18 protein-coding genes and 2 pseudogenes are annotated in these 24,441 nt (G+C 57.8%); 17 read left to right on the top strand and 3 right to left on the bottom strand.

The genetic code is table 11. The features are described 5' to 3' along the window. Positions 1-267 precede the first annotated feature (267 nt). The 6 genes and pseudogenes from ACTJKV_RS18210 (at position 268) to ACTJKV_RS18185 (ending at position 7,225) form a co-directional block, all read left to right on the top strand. Positions 268-1,590: a solute carrier family 23 protein gene (locus tag ACTJKV_RS18210; RefSeq protein WP_440599215.1), complete on the top strand. Its 1,323-nt coding sequence runs from the start codon at positions 268-270 to the stop codon at positions 1,588-1,590. Positions 1,591-1,830: 240 nt separating this feature from the next. After that, positions 1,831-2,413: pseudogene (paoA, locus tag ACTJKV_RS18205) on the top strand (aldehyde dehydrogenase iron-sulfur subunit PaoA). Beyond that, positions 2,410-3,360, top strand: coding sequence for an FAD binding domain-containing protein (locus ACTJKV_RS18200; protein ID WP_440599214.1), 951 nt, complete (start codon positions 2,410-2,412; stop codon positions 3,358-3,360). The pseudogene paoA and the gene ACTJKV_RS18200 overlap by 4 nt, the downstream one beginning before the upstream one ends. A 3-nt stretch (positions 3,361-3,363) precedes the next feature. Further along, on the top strand, positions 3,364-5,562 hold the full coding sequence (paoC, locus tag ACTJKV_RS18195) for an aldehyde oxidoreductase molybdenum-binding subunit PaoC (protein WP_440599213.1): 2,199 nt from the start codon (positions 3,364-3,366) through the stop codon (positions 5,560-5,562). Positions 5,563-5,610: 48 nt separating this feature from the next. Then, complete coding sequence (locus tag ACTJKV_RS18190) at positions 5,611-6,537, top strand: XdhC family protein (protein WP_440599212.1); 927 nt, start codon at positions 5,611-5,613, stop codon at positions 6,535-6,537. An 85-nt stretch (positions 6,538-6,622) separates the two neighbouring features. After that, complete coding sequence (locus tag ACTJKV_RS18185; RefSeq protein WP_440599211.1) at positions 6,623-7,225, top strand: nucleotidyltransferase family protein; 603 nt, start codon at positions 6,623-6,625, stop codon at positions 7,223-7,225. Positions 7,226-7,338: 113 nt separating this feature from the next. On the opposite strand, the gene ACTJKV_RS18180 is transcribed toward ACTJKV_RS18185, so the two are convergent. Next, positions 7,339-8,949 carry a phytoene desaturase family protein gene (locus ACTJKV_RS18180; RefSeq protein ID WP_440599210.1) on the bottom strand — a complete coding sequence of 537 codons (1,611 nt, stop codon included), beginning with the start codon at positions 8,947-8,949 and terminating at the stop codon, positions 7,339-7,341. A 313-nt stretch (positions 8,950-9,262) separates the two neighbouring features. Here ACTJKV_RS18180 and ACTJKV_RS18175 point away from each other — a divergent pair, with 313 nt between their 5' ends. The 6 genes from ACTJKV_RS18175 to ACTJKV_RS18150 all read left to right on the top strand — a co-directional run bounded on the left by ACTJKV_RS18175 (position 9,263) and on the right by ACTJKV_RS18150 (position 15,135). Then, positions 9,263-10,798, top strand: coding sequence for an ABC transporter substrate-binding protein (locus ACTJKV_RS18175; RefSeq protein WP_343107293.1), 1,536 nt, complete (start codon positions 9,263-9,265; stop codon positions 10,796-10,798). Between the two features lie 108 nt (positions 10,799-10,906). Further along, a complete protein-coding gene (locus ACTJKV_RS18170; protein WP_440599209.1) occupies positions 10,907-11,917 on the top strand; it encodes an ABC transporter permease in 1,011 nt (336 codons plus the stop codon). Positions 11,918-11,972: 55 nt separating this feature from the next. Continuing rightward, positions 11,973-12,818, top strand: a complete 846-nt coding sequence (locus ACTJKV_RS18165; RefSeq protein ID WP_440599208.1) for an ABC transporter permease — start codon at positions 11,973-11,975, stop codon at positions 12,816-12,818. Then, entirely contained in the window at positions 12,815-13,687 is an 873-nt protein-coding gene (locus ACTJKV_RS18160; protein ID WP_113225747.1) for an ABC transporter ATP-binding protein, read from the top strand. The genes ACTJKV_RS18165 and ACTJKV_RS18160 overlap by 4 nt, the downstream gene beginning before the upstream one ends. Position 13,688: 1 nt before the next feature. Then, positions 13,689-14,534 (top strand): ATP-binding cassette domain-containing protein, encoded by an 846-nt coding sequence (locus ACTJKV_RS18155; protein WP_440599207.1) that lies wholly within the window; start codon positions 13,689-13,691, stop codon positions 14,532-14,534. A 52-nt stretch (positions 14,535-14,586) separates the two neighbouring features. Next, on the top strand, positions 14,587-15,135 hold the full coding sequence (locus ACTJKV_RS18150) for a VOC family protein (protein ID WP_144622231.1): 549 nt from the start codon (positions 14,587-14,589) through the stop codon (positions 15,133-15,135). A gap of 354 nt (positions 15,136-15,489) precedes the next feature. Here ACTJKV_RS18150 and ACTJKV_RS18145 read toward each other — a convergent pair whose 3' ends face one another. Next, positions 15,490-17,211: a thiamine pyrophosphate-dependent enzyme gene (locus ACTJKV_RS18145; RefSeq protein ID WP_440599206.1), complete on the bottom strand. Its 1,722-nt coding sequence runs from the start codon at positions 17,209-17,211 to the stop codon at positions 15,490-15,492. A gap of 211 nt (positions 17,212-17,422) precedes the next feature. Between ACTJKV_RS18145 and ACTJKV_RS18140 the strand changes: the two genes are divergently transcribed. Continuing rightward, a complete protein-coding gene (locus tag ACTJKV_RS18140) occupies positions 17,423-18,439 on the top strand; it encodes an FUSC family protein (protein WP_440599205.1) in 1,017 nt (338 codons plus the stop codon). Between the two features lie 240 nt (positions 18,440-18,679). Here the strand turns inward: ACTJKV_RS18140 and ACTJKV_RS18135 are convergent, their stop codons facing one another. Then, entirely contained in the window at positions 18,680-19,261 is a 582-nt protein-coding gene (locus tag ACTJKV_RS18135; RefSeq protein ID WP_440599204.1) for a TetR/AcrR family transcriptional regulator, read from the bottom strand. 218 nt (positions 19,262-19,479) lie between these two features. On the opposite strand from ACTJKV_RS18135, the pseudogene ACTJKV_RS18130 reads away from it, so the two are divergent. The 4 genes and pseudogenes from ACTJKV_RS18130 to ACTJKV_RS18115 all read left to right on the top strand — a co-directional run bounded on the left by ACTJKV_RS18130 (position 19,480) and on the right by ACTJKV_RS18115 (position 24,415). Continuing rightward, positions 19,480-20,471, top strand: a pseudogene (locus ACTJKV_RS18130) (XdhC family protein). Between the two features lie 106 nt (positions 20,472-20,577). Next, positions 20,578-21,126 (top strand): 2Fe-2S iron-sulfur cluster-binding protein, encoded by a 549-nt coding sequence (locus ACTJKV_RS18125; RefSeq protein WP_440599203.1) that lies wholly within the window; start codon positions 20,578-20,580, stop codon positions 21,124-21,126. Further along, positions 21,123-22,112, top strand: a complete 990-nt coding sequence (locus ACTJKV_RS18120; RefSeq protein ID WP_113260330.1) for an FAD binding domain-containing protein — start codon at positions 21,123-21,125, stop codon at positions 22,110-22,112. The genes ACTJKV_RS18125 and ACTJKV_RS18120 overlap by 4 nt, the downstream gene beginning before the upstream one ends. Continuing rightward, positions 22,109-24,415, top strand: coding sequence for a xanthine dehydrogenase family protein molybdopterin-binding subunit (locus ACTJKV_RS18115; RefSeq protein WP_440599202.1), 2,307 nt, complete (start codon positions 22,109-22,111; stop codon positions 24,413-24,415). Before ACTJKV_RS18120 ends, ACTJKV_RS18115 begins: the two co-directional genes overlap by 4 nt. Positions 24,416-24,441 lie beyond the last annotated feature (26 nt).

Raw genomic sequence — 24,441 nt, 5'->3', positions numbered from 1 at the left:
AATTCTGCAGCAGGGACGGGAAAGACGCATTCGAGTATCGTCCTTGCACCGACCCACCTTATGATCGACCTTTCGCCTTCGAGTGAGCGGTGGGAAATGACGCATTATCAATGACAGGCGACGTTAATCGCGCTACCCCGAAAGAGATACACCGTCGACGATTCGATATCGCTCGACAGGCGCAACTCACCAAAATACGCGTTTTTCGCGGCTATGCTTGGCACTTCCGCGTGCCGACCAACAGCCGCAAGTGTCGGGGGGACATTGATGAGCAATATAGGTAGCTACTTTCCTAGCTGGCGGCTGAAGACGGAAGGCCGGATCATGCCCGACGAGCGACTGCCAGCCGGACAAACCGCGGTGCTTGGCCTGCAGCATGTGGTAGCAATGTTTGGCTCCACGGTGCTCGCGCCACTGATCATGGGTTTCGATCCCAATGTCTCCATCTTGTTTTCTGGCATATCGACGCTGATCTTTTTCATCGCCGTCGGTGGTCGCGTGCCGAGCTATCTCGGTTCGTCTTTTGCCTTTATCGGCCCGGTCCTGGTGGCCACAGGTGCGGCTGCAGGCGCTGCGAGCCCAAATATCGCCTTGGCGCTCGGCGGCATCATTGCCGCGGGAGTGCTCTACGCGCTCATCGGCGTCATCGTAATGGTCGCTGGCCACAACTGGATCGAAAAGCTTATGCCGCCGGTGCTGACCGGCGCAATCGTTGCTGCGATCGGTCTAGTGCTCGCGCCGATCGCGATCGCAAGCGCTTCAGGCACAGGCCCAGGTAATCCCGACGGCGATCAGATCTCACGTTGGATTGCGATCCTGACTATTACATCGGTTGGTGCGATCGCAGTCTACGCGCCTGGAATGGCGCGGCGCTTGCCCATTCTGCTCGGCGGCGCGATCGCTTATCTCGTCTACCTTGTGGTCGCAAATGGCTTAGGCCTCGGCAAGCCGATCGACTTCTCAGGCGTTGCGGCGGCGTCCTGGTTCGGCATGCCTAGCTTCACGACGCCGGTCTTCTCCGCTTCAGCCATTGCGCTGATTGCTCCTGTCGTGGTCATTCTGGTAGCCGAGAACCTCGGGCACATCAAGGCAATCGGCGCGATGACCGGACGTGATCTCGACGCCTATCTCGGCCGTGCCTTTATCGGTGACGGCATTGCGACGATCTTCTCCGGCGCTTTTGGTGGCACCGGCATGACGACCTATGCCGAAAACATGGGTGTGATGGCGATCACCCGCATCTTTTCGACGCTCGTTTTCGTTGTCGCGGCATTCGTCGCCATCATCCTCGGCTTTTCGCCGAAATTTGGCGCGCTCATCCAAACCATACCAGGGCCGGTGATTGGTGGCCTCTCTGTCGTTGTGTTCGGTCTGATCGCAGCGACAGCGGGTCGGATCTGGGTGGAGAATAAAGTGGACTTTTCCGAGCCGCGAAACCTTATCACCGTTGGTATTGCGCTGGTTCTAGGTGCTGGCAATTTCAAGCTTAACGTCGGAGGCTTTACGCTGGACGGTATTGGCACGGCGACAATCGGAGCGATCGCCTTTTTTCACCTGCTTGGCCGGGGGAAGCCACGCCATGGCAAGTGATGCCTGGGCTTTCCTGGGGGATACGCCTTCTGTACATACTTGGACAAAAGCATTCAACACGAAACGCGCCTTCGCGCATCGTGTTGATCTTGAACGCTGTCGCCGGCCGCCAGCAGATGAAGCTCGAAAACGACATGCAACGGCTTGCGGAAAAAACCTCGGTAAGCTGTCACAAAGAGCAGGTACTTTAGCAAAACGATGCTGAGATTGGAACTTTAACGTCGACAATGGCTTGTCCCGTTGGCTGCACCGATTGCGGTGGGAGGCGCAACTTTGTTGTGCCGCAGACATGAAGGATAGAGCCTTGCACAGCACAACTGAAGTATCGTTCGAGGTCAACGGTAAAGCGGAAAGCTTGACACTCGATAACCGTACCACCCTCCTTGACGCTCTACGGGAGCACCTGCATCTCACCGGAACCAAAAAGGGATGCGACCATGGCCAGTGCGGTGCATGCACTGTCATGGTCAATGGTCGTCGCATCAACGCCTGTCTGACGCTTGCGATCATGCATGAAGGTGATGAAATCACCTCCATCGAAGGTCTTGGTGAGCCGGACAATCTGCACCCCATGCAGGCGGCGTTCATCAAGCACGATGGTTTCCAGTGTGGCTACTGCACGCCGGGGCAGATCTGTTCCGCCGTCGCCGTTCTGGAGGAAATAAAGGCGAATATTCCTAGCCATGTGACGGGCGATCTGACAAAGCCTGCCACGCTTTCTTCCTCGGAAGTACGCGAGCGCATGAGCGGAAATCTCTGTCGGTGCGGCGCCTACTCCAACATTCTCGAGGCCATTGAAGATGTTGCGGGAGTAAGCGCATGAGAGAGTTTTCCTACGAGCGAGCCACGTCGATCAAAGGCGCAGCGGAGGCTGCTGCTCAGCATGACGACGCAAAATTTATTGCCGGTGGCACCAATCTCCTGGACTTGATGAAGCTTGAAATCGAGCGGCCATCCCACCTTATCGACGTCAATGGGCTCGGCCTCGACCAAGTAGAGACAACATCCGACGGTGGCTTGAGAATCGGTGCTCTCGTCAGAAACACCGATCTGGCTGCGGATGAAACGGTGCGTCGCGACTATCCACTTCTGTCACGCGCACTTGTAGCCGGTGCCTCTGGCCAGCTAAGAAACAAGGCGACGACGGCAGGCAATCTTCTGCAGCGCACGCGCTGTCCCTACTTCTACGATCCCAACCAGGCGTGCAACAAGCGACAGCCGGGCAGTGGCTGTTCCGCCATTGGAGGATACACCCGCCAGCTCGGCGTGATCGGAGTGAGCGACGCCTGTATCGCCACGCATCCGAGCGACATGGCTGTTGCGCTGCGCGCTCTGGACGCAAAGGTCGAGACGGTTGCAGCGGATGGAACGGAGCGCTCGATACCACTTGAAGAGTTCTATCGACTGCCCGGCGACACCCCACACATCGAAACGGAACTTCGCGCGGGCGAACTCGTCACCAGCGTTGTCTTGCCCAAGCCTGAGGGCGGCAAGCAAATCTATCGCAAGGTGCGCGACCGCGCGTCCTACGCTTTCGCGCTCGTATCGGTCGCGGCTGTCATTAAGCCCGATGGCTCTGGAAAAGTTGCGGTCGGCGGTGTGGCTCACAAGCCATGGCGCGTTGAAGAGGCTGAAAGTGAACTGGCAACTGGTGCGCGGGCCATGTCCGCGGCACTGATGGAGGGCGCACGTCCGACGAGTGAGAATGCATTCAAAATTGACCTCGTCGAAAGAACAATCGGCGCAGTTCTTGAAGAGGCGAGGGTTTAAGCGATGAAGTTTGAAAAGCCAGCGACCACAAACCCGATCGATCAATTGAAAGTCGTCGGTAAGCCGATCCACCGTATCGATGGTCAGTTGAAGACGACGGGCCACGCGACCTATGCCTATGAGTGGCATGAGCCGGGCGTTGCTTATGCCTATGGATATCCGGTTGGTTCAGCGATCGCCAAAGGCCATGTGACCTCCATCGACACATCATCTGCAAAAAACGCACCGGGTGTCCTGGATGTCATCACCACGCTCGATGTCGGGGACCTCGAGAAAGGCGAGTACAACACCGCCAAACTCTTTGGCGGAAGCGAGATCCAGCACTATCACCAGGCGATCGCGATCGTTGTGGCCGAGAGTTTCGAGCAGGCGCGCGCTGCTGCGTCCCTCGTTCGCGTCGATTACGCGCCCGCGAAGGGCCGCTTCGATCTGCGGGCAGAAATGGGTAATGCCGAGACCCCCGATCCGAAGACAGAGCCGGAAAGCGCGGCTGGTGACTTCGACGCTGCTTTTGCAGACGCGCCCGTGACGCTGGATGCCGAATATACAACGCCTGACCAGTCTCATGCGATGATGGAGCCCCATGCTTCGATCGGTGCGTGGGAAGGAGATAAGGTCACGGTATGGACCTCGAGCCAGATGATCGACTGGTGGCGTGGCGACCTTGCGACGACGCTTGGCGTCGACAAGGAGAACGTTCGCGTCGTTTCGCCCTATATTGGTGGTGGTTTTGGCGGAAAGCTCTTCCTCAGAGCGGATGCCGTCCTCGCAGCCATTGCGGCAAAGTCCGTGGGGCGTCCGGTAAAGGTCACGCTTCCTCGACCGATGATGCCGAACAACACCACCCATCGGCCCGCCACCATTCAGCGTATCCGGATCGGCACTGAACGAGACGGCAAGATTACCGCGATCGCGCATGAAAGTTGGTCCGGCGATCTGCCTGATGGCCAGCCGGAAGTGGCAGTCATGCAAACGCGGTTGCTCTATGGTGGGGCAAACCGGATGACCGCGATGAAGCTGGCAACGCTCGACCTACCAGAAGGCAATGCTATGCGGGCGCCCGGCGAGGCCCCCGGCCTGATGGCTTTGGAGATCGCGGTCGATGAGATGGCAGAAAAGCTGGGGATGGATCCGATAGAGTTTCGGATCAAGAACGACACCCAAGTCGATCCGGAGAATCCTTACCGACCCTTCTCTTACCGCGACCTTATCGGGTGTCTGAGGCGTGGCGCGGAGACGTTCGGGTGGGACAAGCGCACCGGTCCTGCAGAGCGCCGGGAAGGCAACTGGATGGTTGGGATGGGCGTTGCGGCAGCCTTCCGCAACAATCTCGTCATGCCGTCCGGTGCAAAGGTGAAACTCGGCAGCGATGGCGTGGTAACTGTCGAGACCGATATGACCGATATCGGCACCGGCAGCTACACGATCATCGCTCAAACTGCGGCGGAGATGATGGGTGTTTCGATAGACAATGTCGTCGTCCGATTGGGGGATTCGAATTTCCCTATCTCGGCCGGCTCAGGTGGACAGTTCGGTGCGAATTCCGCTACGTCTGGTGTTTATGCTGCCTGCGTCAAACTCCGCGAAGCTGTCGCCAGCAAGCTTGGATTCAACTCGTCTGATGTCGTCTTTGAGGACGGTAAGGTGCGTTCAGGTAATCGCACCGTCGCGCTTGCAGAAGCCGCTGGCGAAGGTGGGCTTGTCGGTGAAGACTTGATGGAGTGGGGCGACCTGACAAAGACACATCAACAGTCTACATTCGGCGGCCACTTCGTCGAGGTCGGCGTTGATGTTGCAACTGGCGAGACGCGGATTCGGCGCATGTTGGCGGTCTGTGCCGCCGGGCGAATCTTGAACCCCATCACCGCACGCAGCCAGGTGATAGGCGCGATGACGATGGGTGCTGGCGGCGCTCTTTCCGAGGAGCTTGCGGTCGACACGCGGCACGGTTTCTTCGTCAATCACGATCTCGCCGGTTACGAGGTGCCGGTCCATGCCGACATTCCGCATCAGGAGGTGATCTTTATGGACGAAACTGACCCGTATTCGTCGCCGATGAAAGCAAAGGGTATTGGCGAACTCGGTCTTTGCGGGGTCTCCGCGGCTATCGCCAACGCTGTCTATAACGCGACAGGGATACGAGTTCGCAATTACCCGGTCACCTTGGACAAGCTCATCGACAAGTTGCCTGAACTTGCATGATCGAACACCGGTGGCCTTTTGGCCACCGGTCCATTTTGAGGGAATGACGTGAGCACTTCCGTTTCCACTGCACTGCCAGTGCCCGTAAGGGTCAACAACTCCGATGATCCAGCGGACATACTTCGCTTTGCTTTAAACGCCCTGGGTGGCGGTGGAGCCGCTCTCGCGACGCTGGTTGAAATCCGAGGCGGAGCAGCACGCTCCCTTGGTGCTCATCTCGCCGTTTCATCAGACGGGCATTATTGCGGATACCTGTCTGGTGGCTGCATTGAGGCTGCGGTTGCGGCCGAAGCCTTGAAAGCCATGGAGGAGGGGCGCGACCGCGTTGTAAAGTACGGCGAAGGCTCGCCGTTTTTTGACATTGTCCTTCCGTGTGGCGGCGGCGTGACGATCGCGATCCACGTGCTTCGCGCAACGGAAGCGCTGGCGATTGTTCTCGATCAACTGGCAGACCGTCAAACCGTCGCCTTGAGCCACGACCCAAAATCACAGGCGCTGACACACAGTAAAACTGTTCCACCCCGTTCCGGCTGGTACGAAGGGTCATTTGTATCGGTCTATCGTCCTCAGACATGTGTGTTGATTTCCGGTCAGACGGCGGAGGCCGATGCAGTTTCGCGTCTGGCACACGCCTCCGGCTACCAAGTGCAGCTGCTGTCCTCTTCGAAGGACCCTAACGCGATTGAAATCGACAGATTCACGGCTGTGGTGCTTCTTCATCACGATCTCGATCTAGAGGCGGCTGTCTTGGAGCGCGCTTTGACGTCTCCTGCCTTCTACATTGGTGCGCTGGGCAGCACGCGCACGCACCGACGGCGCACCGAGTTGTTGCGCGAAGCAGGCGTTTCCTCAGAAAACATCGATCGTATCCGCGCTCCGATCGGTCTCTTCGGCCCGACACGCGATTCTGCGTCGCTGGCACTCTCTGTGTTGGCGGATGTGGCTGCCGCAAGATTGGAAGTTTTTCCTTCATGAGGAGCCGAAACCATGCATCTCTATTGAGGAGGGCAGGGACCGGTTCCCTCGCGATGGCATTATGGGATCGGAGAGTTCACGCGTTATGAGGATTGCTGGAGTACTCCTCGCGGCGGGTCAGTCGAGCAGGATAACGAGCGGCCATCACAAGCTTCTGGCGGAGTTCGATGGGTTGCCGCTGGTTCGCAGGTCCGCCGAGACGATGCTTCGCTCGGGGCTGTCGTCCGTCCTTGTTGTGACGGGACACCGATCGACCGAAATCGAACGCGCGATTGACGACCTTCCTTTGTCGGTCGTATTTAATGACCGTTTCTCATCCGGCATGGGAACATCGCTTGGTTGCGGTTTCAGACATGAAAGTTTGAACGGCTGCGCAGGCGCCCTCATCATGCTTGCCGATATGCCGATGGTGACGGAGCAGCATATCAATCAGCTCATAGCCACCTTCCGTATGTTGGACGGTCGTCAAGTCGTCCGCGGAGCAAGCAAAGGCAAAGCCGGGCATCCGGTTGTGATCCCGGCTACTCTCTTCGAGAGATTGAAGCAGCTGGAAGGCGATGAGGGGGCGAAGGTGATTTTGCAGGATGCGGGGGTGGAGACACACTTGGTCGATCTTGGTCATGCCGCGCTCATTGATGTCGACACACCAGACGCCGTTCGATCAGCGGGTGGCCTCCTTAAGAATTGACGAAGATCAGCATCCCGCGACGGGATGCTCGCAATAAGCTATCCGCCCAGCAAATTGACGCGAGTGTTGAGCGGTCTTTGGACTTGAGCTGCTGCTTCAGCAGGCGTTGCCTGTTATCCGGCAAGCATCTTCGCGAGCATAAAGCCAGAGCCGGCACCCGTTCCCGCACCCGGCCACGTCGCGGCCCCACACATGTATAGGCCGTCGATCGGGCTCTTATAGCGTGAATAGCCTGCAACGGGGCGGAAGAGGAAGTTCTGGTCGAGATGATGCGACCCGGACAGGCTATCACCACCGATGAGATTGGGATTTTCCGCCTGTAGATCGAGTGGCGACCAGACAGACTTCCCGCGGATTTTTGAACGGAACCCCGGTGCGTAATTCTCTATGATCGAGATGACACGCTCGGCATAGGCGTCTTTTACCGACGCCCAGTCCTTAGCAGCGATCTCGCCTGCAGCATCGCCCTTGATCTCGGCCGGCAGCACACGCACCTGCACCCAGAGGACATGCTTGCCATCGGGCGCACGGGTTGGATCAAGCGCTGTTGGCTGACCGACGACAAGCGCCGGCTCTTGAGGCAGGAGACCGGAGATCGCGTCGTCATAGACTTTCGTCATCATCGAGAGAGTGGGCGCGATGTGGATATAGGCGTAGGAATTCAGGTCCGGAGAGGCTGTCCAATCCGGCAAGTCGTCCAGCGTCAGATGGATCATCATTGCGCCGGGTCCGGAGCGGTAGGACTTGATGCCTTCGACAAATTTCGGAGGCAGCTGGCTGTTCTTCACGACACCGTCGAAGAGAAGCTTGGGGTGAATGTTGGAGATGATGGCGCGCTTTGCCGTTAGTCTGCGTCCGTCTGCCAGCGTCACGATTTTCTTAGTGCCACTGAAAACGTCTACGGAGGTGGCGGGAGAATTGAGGAAAACCTCGCCGCCTTTGCTCTCCAACAAGCTCACCATCGCCTTGATGATGGTATCGGCGCCACCTTCACCGATCACCATTCCGAAGGCCTGATCAGCCATGGTCTCCAGATAGGGAAAGAGCGCGCCGCCGGAAGCGTCCGGAGGGAAATCGAGATGCAGACCCCAGGTCGCCATGGTCACTTTGAGCTTCTCATTGTCAAAATGGCGATCGAGAAAACCGCGTGGAGACGACAGGAGCAGGCGGAGAAGATCGGTGAGCAGGGGAATGCCGCCGGCTCGCCACGCCTTCCAGACAGTCTTGGCGCTTTGAAACGAAGGCATGGGAGCGCCCAATAGACCGAAGAGATGGGGAGCCTTGGCACCAAAATCATCCGACATGGCGGCGAAGCTCTCGGCATCCTTCTCCGAAAGGGCAGCGATCGCTGCCTTGTTGATGGAAAGGTCGGTTCCGATGCCGAGATGGGTTCCGTCTGGAAAGACGCTGGCAAAGCACTTCGAGGCGGGGACGAATTTCAGGCCGTGCGCTGCAAGCTCTTGAGCATAGGTTTGATGAAAAGCGGAACCAGCGAACATGGAAAGGTTCATCGCTGCCAGATCGTGACGGAAGCCGGGTTCAATCAATTCCTGGGTCTTGACCGCACCACCGGCACTCGTTTTTGCCTCGACCACTGCGACCTTCCAGCCTTTCGCGGCCAGATGAACCGCTGCTGCCAGCCCGTTGTGACCCGCGCCCAGAACCACCGCATCGAATTCAGCCATCTCGTTCCACCAGTGTTTTGATTTTATTTCTGTATGCATACATTTTCTCGATAATGCATCAAGCTTAAAATAAATGAGGTTTGGAACGTCTCGATCTTTCCTGATCGGATCGATGTTTTTGCCGCTGATTACCCTATCTTCCGGGCCCTTGATGAACGATAACTCAAGAAATACCAACGAAAACGCGACGAATGCTACCCGTCGGGCAATTTCATGAAATATTCTCTTTCATATTATTTTCGAAAATGGCTGGTCCGGCTCTTGTCAAAATCGGAATTTTAATTTTAAGTTTAAAGCAATAACAAATCCGGGAAACACCGGAAGTCCTTCAAGGGGAACTTAGGAGTCAAAAATGACTGACATGACGCGTCGTGGCGTACTGGGACTAGGTGCGGCTACCGTTCTGACCGGCATTCTTGCCGGACGAATTTCGGTTCAGGCCGCAGAAACGAATACTCTGACGATTGCCTTCAATTCCAACCTGCCATCCTTCGACGGGACGGTAGGGCTATCGGGCGTGAACCCGGCAATCCAGGCGATCTATCGCTCGATTTACGATCAATATATCGGCCAGAAGCCGGATCTTTCCTTCGAGCCCGGGTTGTTGACCGACTGGGGCTGGAACGACGATAAGACCAAGGTCTGGATGGATGTGCGCGAAGGTGTGAAGTGGCATGACGGCTCGGACTTCACCCCAGAAGATATCGTCTGGTCGCTGACCCGCGCCGGCAAGCCAGACAGCGGCAATCCTGTCGCGAGCGTCTGGGCCAGCATCGGCAACTACAAGGTCGAGGGCAAGCGGATCACCGCCGACGTTCTCAACTTTGATCCGACGATCTTCAAGTGGATGGCCTTCCTCACCGGCTATGTGCTGCCCAAGGCCTATTACGAAAAGGTCGGTTCGGAAGGCTTTGAAAAAAAGCCTGTTGGCACAGGCCCCTACATGTTCGACGCCTATGAGGGCAACTCCTTCCTGCGCCTCAAGGCCAACCCAAACTACTGGGGCGGCAAGCCCGCCTTCGAAACCGTCATTTTCAAATTCGTCACCGATCCGACGAGCCGTGTCGCCGAAATTGAATCCGGTTCTTCCGATGTCACTCTCGAAATTCCTTATGAGGAATTCGACCGACTGAAGGCGAAGAAGGGCCTCGCCGGCGTCTCATCGCCGATCTCGGATATCGGCATGATCTTCATCACCAATGTCGAACCCATGCTGGACAAGAATGTTCGACTGGCGGCTCATCATGCCATCGACAAGGCCGGTATTGTCAAAAAGCTCCTGCGTGGCTACGGCGTTCCGATCGACACATTGGAAGCTCCGGAATACGAAGCCTATGACGCTTCGATCAAGGTTGGCTACGACCCGCAGAAGGCTGCCGAGCTTCTCAAGGCTTCTGGTTATTCCAAGGACAAACCGGTCAAGTTCAAAATCCAGACGACACGTGGTCTCAAGCCAAAGGATTACGAGATGATCCAGGCGATCGTCGGCATGTGGCGCAGGGTTGGCATTGAGGCCGAGATCGAAGTCTACGAGGTGGCGAAGCACTTTGAGCTGCGCGCCGGTCACAAGCTCGCGCCTGCGGCTTTCTACAATTGGGGCAACGCGATCGGCGACCCCACGACATCGACCGGATTCGCCATGTTCTCCAAGTCGCCGCACTCGGCCTGGAAAAGTGACGATGTCGACGCTCTCATTGGTCCGCTGTGGGGCGAGAAGGACGAGGCCAAGCGTATCGCCGGTTGGAAGGCAGCTGACACGTATATTGCCGAGCAAGGTTACGTCATTCCGCTTTTGCAATATGTGCAGCCCATCGTTTTCAAGTCTTCGCTGAAGGTGACGCCGAATGTTTCGAGCGCGCTTCAGCCGACGCTGGTCTCCAAGGCCTGACGAGATAGAGCAGCGTTGCGTCGCGTTCGTCGTGGCGCTGCTCGCCCCTGTTCGCAGGACCGCGCGTCTGGCAGCCGCCGACGCTGACGGCAACAGGAAGGTTTGATCATGACCGTTTCCGATCTTCTCAATCGTCTTATAATGGCGGTGCTGACGCTCATGGGCGTCGCCGTCATCGTTTTCTGTCTGCTGCGCATCGTGCCGGGCGACCCGGTCGCCATGATGATTTCGCCGAGTGCGACGCCCGCCGACATTGCAGCGCTGCGCGCCCATTACGGGCTCGATCTCGGTCTGGCGCAGCAATTCGCCATCTGGTTCGGCGATGTCTTGAAGGGTGATTTCGGCACGTCGATCTCGCAACGCCGCGATGTCCTGGAACTGATCGGTGGCCGCTTGCCGGCGACGCTCGAACTCGCCTTTGCCGCGCTTGTTTTCGGGGTTCTCACCGGTGGCATGATTGCGGTTCTCGGCGCACTCGCGCGCGGCACAAAGCTCGATCCTGCGCTGGATTTTATCAACGGGCTGTTTCTTGCCGTACCAGATTTCGTCTGGGCGCTGGCGCTTGTCCTCCTACTTGGTGTGTGTTGGCCGGTCTTCCCGTTGTCCGGTCGTATCGATCCGGGGCTGACGACGGATTTCCGCACGGATTTCTACCTGATCGAGAGCCTGGTTACGTTCAAATTCGCGGCTTTCGCTGACATCCTCGCCCACATGGTGATGCCCATGCTGGCGCTCGGCCTGCCCTTGGCAGCCATCGTCGTGCGCACGCTGAAGGAAGCGCTCGCGGAAGCCATGGTGCAGGATTACGTGCTGCTGGCGCGGCTGAAAGGGATGTCGCCGCTTCGGCTGGTGCTTCAGGAGGCGCTGCGCAATGCCGTCGGGCCGACGCTGACGCTTACAGGCGTTCAGTTCACCTTCATGATTGGCGGCACGGTCATCGTGGAGCGCATCTTTTCCTATCCTGGCCTTGGCAACATGGCGATCGACGCGGTCATCAACCGCGATCTGCCGCTGATCCAGGGCATCGTGCTAACCTTCGGCGCGATCTTTATTCTGGTAAATATCCTGGTTGATCTCATCGCTGCATGGCTGAACCCAAGGAACGCCGCTCATGGGTGAGATGTCAAAAACCGCAACCACCATGGACACAGCTTTCCGTTTCCGGAGTCTGCCGATGAAGACCATCAAACCGCTTTTGCGTGAACCGCGGGTGGTGATCGCCGGCGGCTTCCTCCTCATCCTGTTGCTCATCGCGCTTTTCGCGCCCTACATCGCACCGAAAGACCCGCTCGAGCAGGATCTGATGTTGGGCAACATGCCACCCGCAAACTATCCGGGGGCAGAGCCCGGCTACTATCTCGGCACCGATGACCTTGGCCGTGACGTTCTTTCCCGTGTGCTCTACGGATCGCGAATAGCGTTGACCGTTGCATTCGTTGCCGCCAGCCTGTCGGCCATCATAGGAACGCTGCTTGGCCTCGCCGCCGGTTGGTATGGCGGGTGGGCGGATCGCGTCATCTCACGCCTTGTCGATATATGGATGGCCTTCCCGCCGGTGCTTCTTTCGGTACTGCTGGTGGCGGTCATCGGCTCAGGCCTTCACTCGGTCATCGCCGCGATCGTCATCATCGACTGGACGCGCTTTTGTCGTGTCGTGCGGGCCGAGACAATGGCGCAGGCACGTCTTGATTATGTGATGGCCGCTCAGGTGATCGGTTTTTCCCGCAGCCATATTCTGTGGCGTGAGATTTTGCCGAATGTCGGGCCTGTCCTCATTGCTCTTGTCAGCCTTGAAATGGGCATTGCCGTCATTGTCGAAGCGATCCTTTCTTTCGTCGGCCTGTCGCTTTCTTCGGACATCCCGACATGGGGCGGTATGATCGCCCAAGGTCGCCAGATGATCCACCAGGGATGGTGGGTGTTCGTCTTTCCTCTCCTCGCGCTCTTCGCCACCGTTCTCGCCTTCAATCAACTCGGCAACGGTCTGCGCACGGCGCTCGACCCGGTGATGCGCCGATGACCCAGTCGTTTGTTGCTATTCAAGGCCTCAGTGCCATCTCCACGCGTGATGCCGGCGCGCCAGTCCTTCGCGATGTTTCGCTCACCCTGGAAAAGGGGGAGGTGCGCGGTCTCGTGGGTGAATCGGGCGCTGGGAAATCCACCATCGCCAAAGCCCTGCTCGGCATTTTGCCGTCCACTGTCAAGATCACGGGGGGCTTCATTCGTTTCGAGGGGCGTGACCTCCTTTCCATGCCCCGCCGCGAACTCGCTGATATCATGGGTCGCGACATCACGCTGATCCCGCAAGACCCGCAAACGGCACTCAACCCGGCGCGGCGGATCGAGGCGCAATTGACCGATGGGCTAAGGCTGAGGCTTGGTATGGGCAAGACGGATGCCCATAAGCGTGCACTTCAACTTCTCGACGAAGTACAGATCCGTGATCCAAAGCGGGTGCTGAACGCCTATCCGCATGAACTGTCCGGGGGCATGCGCCAGCGTATTCTGATCGCATCGGCCTTTGCGTTGAATCCCAAGCTCGTTGTCGCCGACGAGCCGACGACCGCGCTTGACGTCACTGTACAAAAGGAAATCCTGCGTCTCATCCGTCGTATGCAGGAAGCTCATGGAACCGCGGTGATCTTCGTGACCCATGACCTCGGTGTCGTGGCAAAGATCTGTGACAGCGTAACACTTCTCTACGCAGGCAAAGTGATCGAAGATGGCAGGACCCGTGATCTGCTGATGGCACCAAAGCATGCCTACACCAGCGCATTGATCGCTGCTGGCCCACGCTACGATCGACCAGATGCAGGGCTTGAGCCCGTGCCCGAAGCTGTGTTCCGCCAATTGCGCGCTGAAATCGGCATCGCCGAGAGGAGAGTGTGAAATGAGCGATCTTCTCTTTGAAGCAAAGGGCATTGAAGTCACTTACGGCGCGAACAAGGGGCTTTTTGGTCGTGGCCGCACCGGCGTTCGTGTCCTTCACGGCGTCGATGTGTCGATCAGGCGTGGGGAGACAGTTGGCATTGTCGGGGAGTCTGGCTCGGGCAAGACGACGCTTGGCCGTGCGCTGCTGAAACTGGTCCCTGTCTCGGCCGGTACCATTCGTTTCGATGGGCAGGACATCACCGTCTTGTCGCCTGAGGCTATGCGGCCCTTGCGCCGGCGTATGCAGATGATCTTCCAGGATCCGATGGCATCTCTCAATCCGCGTCATACCATTCGTCGTATCCTCACGGAGCCGCTTTTCCTGCATGGTCTTGCGAGCGACCGCCGCGACGCCGAGCGTCAGGTGCGTGCCATTCTTGACCGCGTGTCACTGCCTGCCGTGATGCTGGAACGTGCACCGCATGAGTTGTCCGGTGGTCAGCGTCAGCGCGTCGGCATTGCGCGCGCCGTTCTGATGAAACCAGATTTCGTGCTTGCCGATGAGGTCGTGTCCGGTCTTGACGTCTCGACGCAGGCGCAGGTGTTGAATCTGCTGAAAGAGCTATCGCAGGAGATGGGTCTCGCCATGGCCTTCATCAGCCATGACCTGTCGGTCATCCGTGCGATCTGCGACCGCGTTACCGTGATGCGGTTTGGCGAAGTGGTGGAGGAGGGGAGATGTGGACCTGTGTTTGATGCCCCCAAGACGCCCTATACGCGCCTGTTGCTTGACGCCATCCCGCTTCCCGAGATCGATGACGGCTGGCTGACACGGCCGCCACCTGTGCTTGAGCCAGCCGCGTGAGAGCCGCATCTAAACTCGCAGAACAAGACCGCAGCCTGATCGGAGACGTGTCATGACAGCTTCCACCCAAAAAGGCCTTCCAGGCCTCGTCGGCCACGACCACACCGGGCTTACGGTACCGAACCTCGATGAGGCCATCGACTTCTTCGACCGGGTGCTCGGGTGCATCCATGTGCTCACCTTCGGCCCTATCGGCGATCCGGAAGGGAGTTTTATGACGGAGGCGCTCGGCGTTCATCCGCGCGCGCGTATCGAACGCGCCGCCATGATCCGCTGTGGCAACGGCTCAAACCTCGAGCTCTTCGAATACTCCGCACCCGACCAGCGGGATTTAAAGCAGAAGAACAGTGACATAGGTGCGTTTCATATCGCTTTCTATGTTCGAGACATCGCCGCTGCGAAGGCCTATCTGGACAAGATGGGCGTTGAGACCCGGCTCGGCCCCCTCCCTATTCAGGACGGCCCGATCGCCGGCCAATCAATCCTATATTTTCAGGCGCCCTGGGGCTTGCAGTTCGAGGCGATCAGTTATCCGAACGGTATGGCGTATGAGAGCACGAGCACGGTCCTGTTGTGGAACCCGGAGCAGCCAGCCACGTGAGCGGCAAGAGAGCAGTAAGGCCTGATGCTGCCAGCGGACCTTACGTCGGCTCCGTTATGTGCCGCCCGGTTGTTTCGTCGTCGTTGCGACCTTCGCGCCACTACGAAAGATGGGTGGAGTACATCGAAGAAGGGCTGCTGTATCGGGACATACAGACACCTAACATTAGACCAGCCAATCCGGCATCGGTCTGAAGATCGGAATTGATTTTCAGAAAATGACGACGCGTCGATTGGCGACGACGGGATCTTTGATGCGTCTGAAAGAACGCGCGGCACTCGGGTAGGACAAGCAGAGGCGGGGCTACAATATTGGCCCCGCCGCAAAAGGCAGATCGCTATCTCAATTCAGCCTTCATGGAAGAATGGTGTTCTTGAGCATATCGACAACGCCTGCCGCACGTTTAGGGCCGGAGAGAATTCCCTTCGCCGAATAGAGCGCCATTCCAAAGACTTGTCCCGCTTCCACTTTTGGGGGCATGACCAATTCGTCGCGGACGGTCACGACATCCAGCAGGGCGGGACCCGGTTCGGCGAGCCACGCTTTAACGGCGTCCTCCAGGCCATCTGGATGCTCGATCCGCCGGCCCCACCAGCCCATCGATTCCGCCATCCTGCCGAAATCTGGATTTTGTAGCTCTGTAAAGGTATCGAGTAGACCTTCCACTTTTTGCTCGATCTCGACAAATCCGAGCGTGCCATTGTTGAAAACGACAACCTTGATCGGTAACTCTTCCTGCACCGCGGTCAGCATGTCGCCAAGCAGCATAGTCAAGCCGCCATCTCCGGACATGGAGATCACTTGCCTGCCTGGGTAGGCGGCCTGCGCGCCCAGCGCCTGTGGCATCGCGTTTGCCATCGTGCCATGGCTCAAGCTTACGATTGTACGGTTTGTGCCAGTCGAAGGAATATGGCGAAGGCACCAGACCATGGGCGATCCGCCATCGGCGGTGAAGACAGCGTCTGGTGTGGCGTGCTGTCCAATCAGCCCGGTCAGATATTGCGGGTGGATAACATCCCGATGACCTGATGTCTGACGTGCATCGAGGGCCTTCTCGGCTTTATGCGTGTGTGACAGGGAGTGGTCCAGGAAGCTGCGGTCATCGCGAGGCTTAACCAGCGGGATCAATGCCTGGAGCGTGTCCACGATCGTCCCGACTGCGGCGATGTCGACTGGATGACGGCGCCCCAAATGAGTGCCGTTGACGTCGATCTGGATGATTGTCGCTTTGGTCGGGTAGAATTGCCGCCATGCGAAATCGCAGCCAAGTAGCAGAAGCGTATCGCAATCCATGATGGCTTGGTAACCGCCCGCCGTTCCGAACACCCCCGTCATTCCGACGTCATAGGGATTGTCATGTTCGAGGAAGTCCTTCGCACGGCTGGTACGAGCCACAGGTGCCTTCAGACGCTCGGCCAGAGCGAGAACTTCGCCATGCCCCTTCTCACAGCCAGAGCCGCCATAGATAGCAATCTTCTTGCCGTTGTTGAGCGCCTCCGCGATCTGTTGCAACTCGGCGTCGGATGGGCGCATCACCGGTTGGGCACGGTGGACGGTGAAATCGGGTTCATCGGGGGCTGCCGCTTGCGACACGTCGACGGGAACGATCAGAACCGCTACGCCGCGTTTCGATAGTGCAGCTTGCGCAGCCATGGCTGTCATTCGCTTGGCTTGCGCGGGCGTGCGGATCTCTTCGCAGAAGACAGTTCCTTTGGCATAGACGGATTTGAAATCGACCTCTTGCGGAAATTCAAATCCAAGTTCGTCCTGCACAATTTGGCTGGCGATCAGCACAACCGGGGCACGGTTTCGATTGGATTCCCAGACACCGTTGATGAAATGAAGGCTGCCCGGTCCGCACGATCCGGCACACATGGCAAGTTCACCGGTCAACAGAGCGTCGGCACCGGCGGCAAATGCCCCGGCCTCCTCGTGCCGGACATGCACCCATCGTATGTCGCTTCGGCGAATGGCATCGGTTACGTAATTCAATGTGTCGCCCGGCACACCATAGCATCGCTTTGCTCCAGCGGCGGACAGGGTTTCTACTATCACATCAGCTACACGTCTCGTCATAACGAATTCCTATAAAAAAACTTCCTGACGCTGGATAAATCCTACGTGCAAGGATTGGTTCCTCACGGAAAATGCGCGGTGTATAGGTGTCCAAGGCATTGCTTATGCTGCTAATAATACAGATGTGAACGCCGATTTGCGGAGCCCGAGCATTGCAATCCGGCGCGCATATAGTTCACCTGACGACCTGTGTTTTGAAGGAGCAGCCGAGTTGGCAACCGACAATCGGACGGCAATCCGCGATACTTTGCGAAAAGCGTTCTATTTCGACTGGCGAGGCGCTGTCGTCGCCACGCCCGCTCTGCTCCTGCTACTGATTGTTGGCGTACTCAGCGAGGACCATGTTCAGGCTTCGATCGCGGCAGGTGCAGCCTTCGCAACGGGCTTCGGAGCGACCAAGCGTGTCCGCCATAAACGTCTGGATGCGATGCTGTTGACAGGTGCCGGGATGACGGCAGCCAGCATCCTGGGGACCATGGCGGGCCAGGACCCTTTTATTGAACTCATCGTGACAATGCTCATGGGCGGATTGTGCGGTGCTCTCATCCGTTGGGACACCGCGCTCTGGTGGGTGTGGTTGCAGATTATCATCGCTTTCCTCCTGGCGGCGCACTACCCCGGCAACCTGATGGACGGGGTCAGTCGGGCAACATTGGTTGCGCTGGGCACGGGTATCCAGATGGCTATGGTCCGGCTCATGAAACTGGGTGTCGATGCACCGGAACGGGTGGCGACACCCGAAGACAATGTTCGAACCATCGATCTATGGCTACATGCCTTGCGCGCTGCAATCTGCATAGGCGTGGCACTGCTGGCCAGCCGAGGCGCTCACATCATCCATGAATATTGGGCCCCAATGACTGCGATGATCGTCCTAAAACCTGGCCTGCGCGACACGGCTTTCCGCGGAATCGAGCGGATTGGAGGGACCATACTTGGCATTTTGATCGCAACAATCATTATCATGGCAATCGATTCACCGATACTGAAGGTCATCGCCGCAGCCTTACTGGCCTCGGCTGCATTCGGCCTGCAGCAGGCCCGCTATGCCGTTCTCGCCACTGCCATCACTGCGACAGTCGTGTTGATGATTGCGTTGGCAGGCGGCGAGGTTTTTGGTGTCGACTGGGATCGACTGAGCGCCACTGTGATCGGGGGAGGCGTCGCCCTTGCTGGGGCCGCCATAGCGCCGAAGCGGCGAATAAGGGCGAGGGATGACAACCTCTGACCGCCAATGGACGTCTCCGGTGGATGCCCCTCTTGCGTCGTAAAGCCCGCACTGTTGTTCCTGGTGCTGAGACGCCCTTGCGACAAACAAATCAAGTTGCCCCCGGTGCGAAGGCTGTAAAGTCTAAGACAAGACGCGTGGGCCGAGAGTTATAAGCTTCGCATAGAATTCGAAGGAGTGAGGCATGGGACTTTAGGGTGAGAGGATCATCAAAGTATGTTCAATTTGCGCTAGGTGACGCTAGCGCCGCAACCCATCCATGACCAGCCGTACGATCCTGTGCGCACGATTACGCCAATCCGGACCTTCCGGTATAGAGTAGATACCAAAGAGCGCATTGAGCACGTCTGCTGCCTCGATATCTGCCTTGACGGCATCGGCCTTGACGGCGTTGTCCAGCAGTTCTCGAAATGCCATATGTAAGAGCCTGGTGCCGTCGGCAAACAGCGCGGAATTCGATGTAAACAGAAGTTTCAGGCTGCTGGCCATGCCCCGTTTTGCCGCCATGTAGCTGACAAATCTGTTCATCCACTCTTCAACCGCCTTTGCAGGTTCTTCTTCCTGTATCAACGCGCGAGCGGATGTTGCAAGTAGTTCCAGTTCCCGGCGATAGACGCTTTCCACCAAATGCTCGCGGCTTGGGAAGTGTCGATAGAGAGTGCCAATCCCGACCCCCGCACGCCTCGCTATATCTTCCAGCGACGCAGCCGCGCCCTGTTCCGTAAACGCCAGGGCTGCAGTCTCGATCAGCTTTGCGCGGTTCCGCTTCGCATCTGCACGCAGTGGCGACGGTTCAACCGATGGCGCTCGTTCCTTGGGCACGCAAAAGCCCTTCCATAAGAAATTGCTTGACGAATGATCGCAAGTCACTAGTTTAAACGGAGGCGCCTCCGTTTAGCGATGCGCCCTTCGTTTCTCTAAACCAACCAAGAGACGAATGTCATGCCGAGAATGACGATGGCGGGCGACTATGACCCAAAGAGCTCCATAGGAACTTCGCTGTCATCCATCCATTTCATGTCACGATTCCGGAGGCTCTCATGACGCAATCGGCTATCAACATCAGGGACAACGATGATGCGGGTCGTTGGTTGCCTCTTAACACTGACATTTCTGCATTGCCGCCAACGCAGAAGGCTTTCTCAACCGATGCGGCCTATGACATCCTCGCTTTCGCCATTGAGAGCAAGGAGGCGGGGCTCCAGGTTGGATTGTGTACCTTGGTGGACATCCGTGGCGGCTCTTCGCGCGCGCTTGGCGCGCACATGGTGGTCGCTGACGACGGTCGTTATTGCGGCTATGTTTCAGGGGGCTGCACGGAAGCTGCCATTGCCGCTGAGGCCCTGGAGACCATAAGAAGCGGACACGATCGCTGTTTCATGCTGGGTGAGGGGTCGCGCGTCTTCGATATCGTTTTTCCTTGCGGAGGCGGCATTACGGTTGCCATCCACATTGTCAAAAACATCGAGCCGCTGCGTTCCATCATCAGCCTCGTCGATCGCCGTCAAAGCGCATGGCTTCACTACGTCCCGCGCCATGAAAAACTTTCGGTCACCACAGAGCACTGTCGGACCGGTTGGGACGGGGACGCCTTTGTCACCTGTTACCGGCCTTCAGTGCGCGTGATTTTATCGGGGCGTACGCTCGAGGTCGAAACAGCGGCCAGTGTCGCAAAAGCCGCGGGATACGACGTCATTTTCTTTGACGATGCGGCCAGCCTTCCGCCCGACCGCGCGCTGATTGATCCACACAGTGCGGTTGCACTTTTCTACAGCATGACCTGGATCGAGAAATACCTGTTCTTGAGGCTGCGCTCGCTGCATCGCCCTTTTACATCGGCGCTCTCGGCAGTTCGCGCACGCATCAGAAACGAGTAGAGCAATTGCTGCAAGGTGGCCATTCGGCTGAGGTCATCGCGCGGATCAAGGCCCCGATCGGCATTTTCGCTGGAGCAAGAGACGCGCAGTCTCTGGCCCTTTCTGTCATCGCCGATATAGCCGCCACCCGGCAATCTCTTTCGACGCACAACTAATGCAGGGCACAAACCGTCGCATCGATCGTTTCGACGGAACGCCACGACGAAACAGTATGAGAAGTTTCACACAGGCCGTGAAGACGCGTTCATCGCGGACCTTAAGATGAGGAGATCTGCAATGCGATTTAACATCAATGGAACGGCAGTGGAGGTCGAGGCGGATATCCGCACCTCGCTGCTTGATCTCATGCGCAACTATCTTCATTTGACCGGCACCAAGAAAGGCTGCGATCAAGGGGCATGCGGGGCATGCACCGTTTTAGTGGACGGTGAGCGGATCAACTCTTGTCTCGCGCTGGCCGTCCAGTATCAAGGCCGCAACATTACCACCGTGGAGGGCCTTGCTGCGAATGGCAGCCTCCATCCATTGCAAAAAGCCTTTATAGAGCATGACGGGTTTCAATGCGGATATTGCACACCCGGACAGCTCTGTTCCGCCGTCGGCATGGTGGGCGAAATTGAACGAAATGTCCCAAGCGTCGTCACTGCCGATCTTACAAGCGACCACATCACCCTCGACGAAACCGAAATTCGCGAGCGCATGAGCGGCAATCTCTGTCGATGCGGCGCCTATAACGGCATCGTTGAAGCCATTTCGGAAACACTGATCGAGCAGAGGTCGATGAAGGCCGGCGAGAGGGCACCGGCATGAATATTTTCTCCTATCACCAGCCAACGGACGGTGCATCGGCCATTGCGATCAAAGCGGCCGGCCCAAACGCGAAATATTTGGGCGGCGGCACCAACCTTGTCGATCTCATGCGTGAGACTGTCGAGAGACCAGAAGCGCTGATTGATGTTACGCAGCTTTCGAACACGATCGAATTGCGGGCAGATGGCAGCCTTCTGGTTGGCGCCGGAGTAAAGAACACGGCGCTTGCCACGCACGCGGTCGTGCGGTCGCAATTTCCGGCCCTTTCCCGCGCCATTTTGGCGGGTGCAAGCGCGCAAATCCGAAATGTCGCAACGGTGGGCGGCAACATTCTTCAGCGCACCCGGTGCCGGTATTTCTATGACAATGCCGCCAGATGTAATAAGCGCCGACCGAATTCCGGCTGTGATGCCCTGGAAGGGTTCAATCGCTACCATGCGATCCTCGGCGCATCGAAAAGCTGCGTCGCGACGCATCCTTCGGATATGTGTGTCGCACTTGTCGCCCTAGATGCGGTGGTCCATCTGCAGGGGCCAGCAGGCATGCGCAAACTGCGTTTGCAGGATCTTCACCGTTTGCCCGGCGAGACGCCGGAGATCGAAACAGAGCTGCATCCGGATGAACTCATCACCGCGGTGGAAATTCCTCCGCTGTCTTTTGGCAATCGATCCACCTATCGAAAGGTAAGGGATCGCGCGAGCTATGCTTTCGCTCTCGTCTCCGTTGCCGCTGCCCTCGATGTCAACGGAGCTGGCGAAGTGCAGGATGTCAGGCTGGCTCTTGGCGGCGTGGCACACAAGCCTTGGCGGGCGCTTAAAGCCGAAGCGATTTTGAAAGGTCAAAGGGCTACCGCCGATACGTTCCGTGCCGCCGCCGAAGCGGAACTCGCTGACGCGATTGGCTTGCGAGACAACGCTTTCAAGATCGAGTTGGCAAAGCGCACCATCGTTACGGTTCTTGAAGAATTGAAGGGAGAGAACGCATGAGCTCCGACACCAAGATCCTACCTGATGCAGCCAGACAAGGTCGCTGGCAACCCGCGGTTACCAGTGACCCTCTTTTGCGAAAACATGGATCGCTTGGGCAGTCCGTATCGCGCATCGAAGGCCCAATGAAGGTCCAGGGAAAAACGCGCTTTGCGGCGGAATTTCCCTACGATAACATCAGCTATGCAGCTCTTGCATTCAGCACCGTTGCGCGCGGGCGCATCATCGACTTGCATGTCAGCGGGGCAGAAGCCGCACCCGGCGTTATTCTCGTCATGACTTATAAGAATGCACCGAGGATGAAGGCACCCTCGCTGATGATGTCATCTCCGACAGCCGCCGGGGCGAGCGATCTTCCTGTGATGCAAAACGACGAAATCCATTGGAACGGTCAGCCGATTGCTTTGGTGCTTGCCGAGACACAGGAGCAGGCGGATTACGCTGCATCGCTGATTGAGGCAAAGTACGAACTGATGCCCGCGGTCCTGTCTTTCGAAGAAGCAAAAAAATCGCCAAGGCAACTCGAAAACCTGCTCGGTCAGCCCCCGTTGGTTGAAATCGGCGACGCCAAGGCTGCATTGGCGAATGCAGACGTCAAGGTCGATCTCGTCTACCGAACACCACGCCATAACCACAACGCCATTGAGTTGCATGGGGCAACGGTTGTCTGGAACGATGACGAACTGCGCGTCCACGATGCCAGCCAGTTGCTCGACCTGACCACGGGACAATTGGCGGATATTTTCGGCCTCGATATCAGCAAGGTTCATGTGACCTCGCCTTACGTTGGTGGGGGCTTTGGCGGTAAGTGCTTGTGGGATCATCAGATCCTGGCTTGCGCGGCAGCGAAACTTGCAGGGCGGCCTGTGCGCATCGTCCTCTCGCGCGAGGGTGTGTTCCGCATCGTCGGCGGACGCACGGTGACTGAACAGCGCGTGGCATTGGGTGCAAGGCGCGACGGTACGCTTGATGCGCTGATCCACACCGGTACTGCTGCGATGACGCCGCATAATTCCTGTCCGGAGCAATTTACGTTTCCTGCTCGCCATCTCTATGGCGCCAGAAACTTCAGGATCGGACAGGATGTGGCAGACCTGGACATGCTGGTGAACACGTTCATGCGAGCGCCGGGAGAGTCCGTCGGCACTTTCGCGCTTGAATGCGCCCTGGATGAACTCGCGGAAAAACTGGGGCTTGATCCCATCGAATTGCGTCGGCGGATTGAGCCGGAGACGGATCCAACGACTGGCAAGCCATTCTCTTCCCGCTATCTCATTGAAGCCTATGAGAAGGGCGCGGAGCAGTTCGGTTGGAGTAAAAGAAGCCAGACACCGCGTCAAAGACGCGAAGGCGAGTGGCTCATCGGCATGGGATGCGCGACCGCGACCTATCCTTACCATCGTTTTCCTGGTGGTGCGGCGCGGATCAGGCTGACGGCGGACGGCCATGTTACGGTTTCGACTGCTGTCCATGACATGGGCATGGGAACGGCCACCGCTCAGGTCCAGCACCTTGCTGCCCGCTTGGGTCTCCCGCTCGATCATGTCACTTTTGAATATGGCGACAGCCGACTGCCAAGGGGCGTGATCGCCGGGGGCTCGACGCAGACTGCATCCATCGGCGGCGCCATCATCGCGGCGACCGAAGTCTTTGTCGAAGAGTTGATCAAACTCGCCGGCAACGACTCTCCTCTTGCTGGCCTTTCGCTTGCGGATGTCGAGACCAGAGATGGTGGGCTGGCGCATATCAGTGACAGCAGCCGTTTCGAAAGCTATCGATCGATCCTTCAAAGAGCGGGGAGAGAAGAGGTCGTTTGCGAGGCGGAGGCACCTGCTCCTGCGGAAATGGAGGCCTTCTCGATGCATTCCTATGGCGCGCAGTTCTGTGAGGTGCGTGTGAGTGAGGTGACAGGCGAGGCCCGCGTGTCCCGCTTCCTGGGTTCGTTCGACGCTGGGCAGATCCTCAATCACAAAATGGCAACCAGCCAGTTCAAGGGTGGCATCATCATGGGCATTGGTCTCGCGCTAACCGAAGAAACCAACTTCGATGAGCGGACCGGGCGCGTCGTGAACGCATCGCTAGCGGATTACCACGTGCCAGTGCAGATGGACGTCCCGGCAATCGAGATCCTCTACACCAACAAGCCCGACCCGCAAGCGCCGATGGGCGCGCGCGGTATCGGTGAAATTGGTATAACCGGGGTCGGTGCGGCCGTTGCGAATGCGGTTTACAACGCCACAGGGATTCGCGTTCGCGATCTCCCCATCACCTTGGACAAGCTGATGACAGGTTTTGCTGACTGATGCGTCACGCCTAAAGGTGGTCGCCC

It is taken from the genome of Agrobacterium sp. 22117 (assembly GCF_052045735.1).
Classification (GTDB): domain Bacteria; phylum Pseudomonadota; class Alphaproteobacteria; order Rhizobiales; family Rhizobiaceae; genus Agrobacterium; species Agrobacterium cavarae.
Note: the sequence above shows the minus strand (reverse complement) of the source record. Positions and strands in the feature narration are given on the sequence as shown.

Bases quoted from the DNA above. Each gene is read 5' to 3' on its own strand.
- ACTJKV_RS18210 (WP_440599215.1), top strand. From the start codon at position 268: ATGAGCAATATAGGTAGCTACTTTCCTAGCTGGCGGCTGAAGACGGAA.
- ACTJKV_RS18175 (WP_343107293.1), top strand. From the start codon at position 9,263: ATGACTGACATGACGCGTCGTGGCGTACTGGGACTAGGTGCGGCTACC.
- ACTJKV_RS18160 (WP_113225747.1), top strand. From the start codon at position 12,815: ATGACCCAGTCGTTTGTTGCTATTCAAGGCCTCAGTGCCATCTCCACG.
- ACTJKV_RS18150 (WP_144622231.1), top strand. From the start codon at position 14,587: ATGACAGCTTCCACCCAAAAAGGCCTTCCAGGCCTCGTCGGCCACGAC.
- ACTJKV_RS18115 (WP_440599202.1), top strand. From the start codon at position 22,109: ATGAGCTCCGACACCAAGATCCTACCTGATGCAGCCAGACAAGGTCGC.
- ACTJKV_RS18185 (WP_440599211.1), top strand. From the start codon at position 6,623: ATGAGGATTGCTGGAGTACTCCTCGCGGCGGGTCAGTCGAGCAGGATA.
- ACTJKV_RS18170 (WP_440599209.1), top strand. From the start codon at position 10,907: ATGACCGTTTCCGATCTTCTCAATCGTCTTATAATGGCGGTGCTGACG.
- paoC (WP_440599213.1), top strand. From the start codon at position 3,364: ATGAAGTTTGAAAAGCCAGCGACCACAAACCCGATCGATCAATTGAAA.
- ACTJKV_RS18155 (WP_440599207.1), top strand. From the start codon at position 13,689: ATGAGCGATCTTCTCTTTGAAGCAAAGGGCATTGAAGTCACTTACGGC.
- ACTJKV_RS18180 (WP_440599210.1), bottom strand. From the start codon at position 8,949: ATGCATACAGAAATAAAATCAAAACACTGGTGGAACGAGATGGCTGAA.
- ACTJKV_RS18120 (WP_113260330.1), top strand. From the start codon at position 21,123: ATGAATATTTTCTCCTATCACCAGCCAACGGACGGTGCATCGGCCATT.
- ACTJKV_RS18125 (WP_440599203.1), top strand. From the start codon at position 20,578: ATGAGGAGATCTGCAATGCGATTTAACATCAATGGAACGGCAGTGGAG.
- ACTJKV_RS18200 (WP_440599214.1), top strand. From the start codon at position 2,410: ATGAGAGAGTTTTCCTACGAGCGAGCCACGTCGATCAAAGGCGCAGCG.
- ACTJKV_RS18165 (WP_440599208.1), top strand. From the start codon at position 11,973: ATGAAGACCATCAAACCGCTTTTGCGTGAACCGCGGGTGGTGATCGCC.
- ACTJKV_RS18145 (WP_440599206.1), bottom strand. From the start codon at position 17,211: ATGACGAGACGTGTAGCTGATGTGATAGTAGAAACCCTGTCCGCCGCT.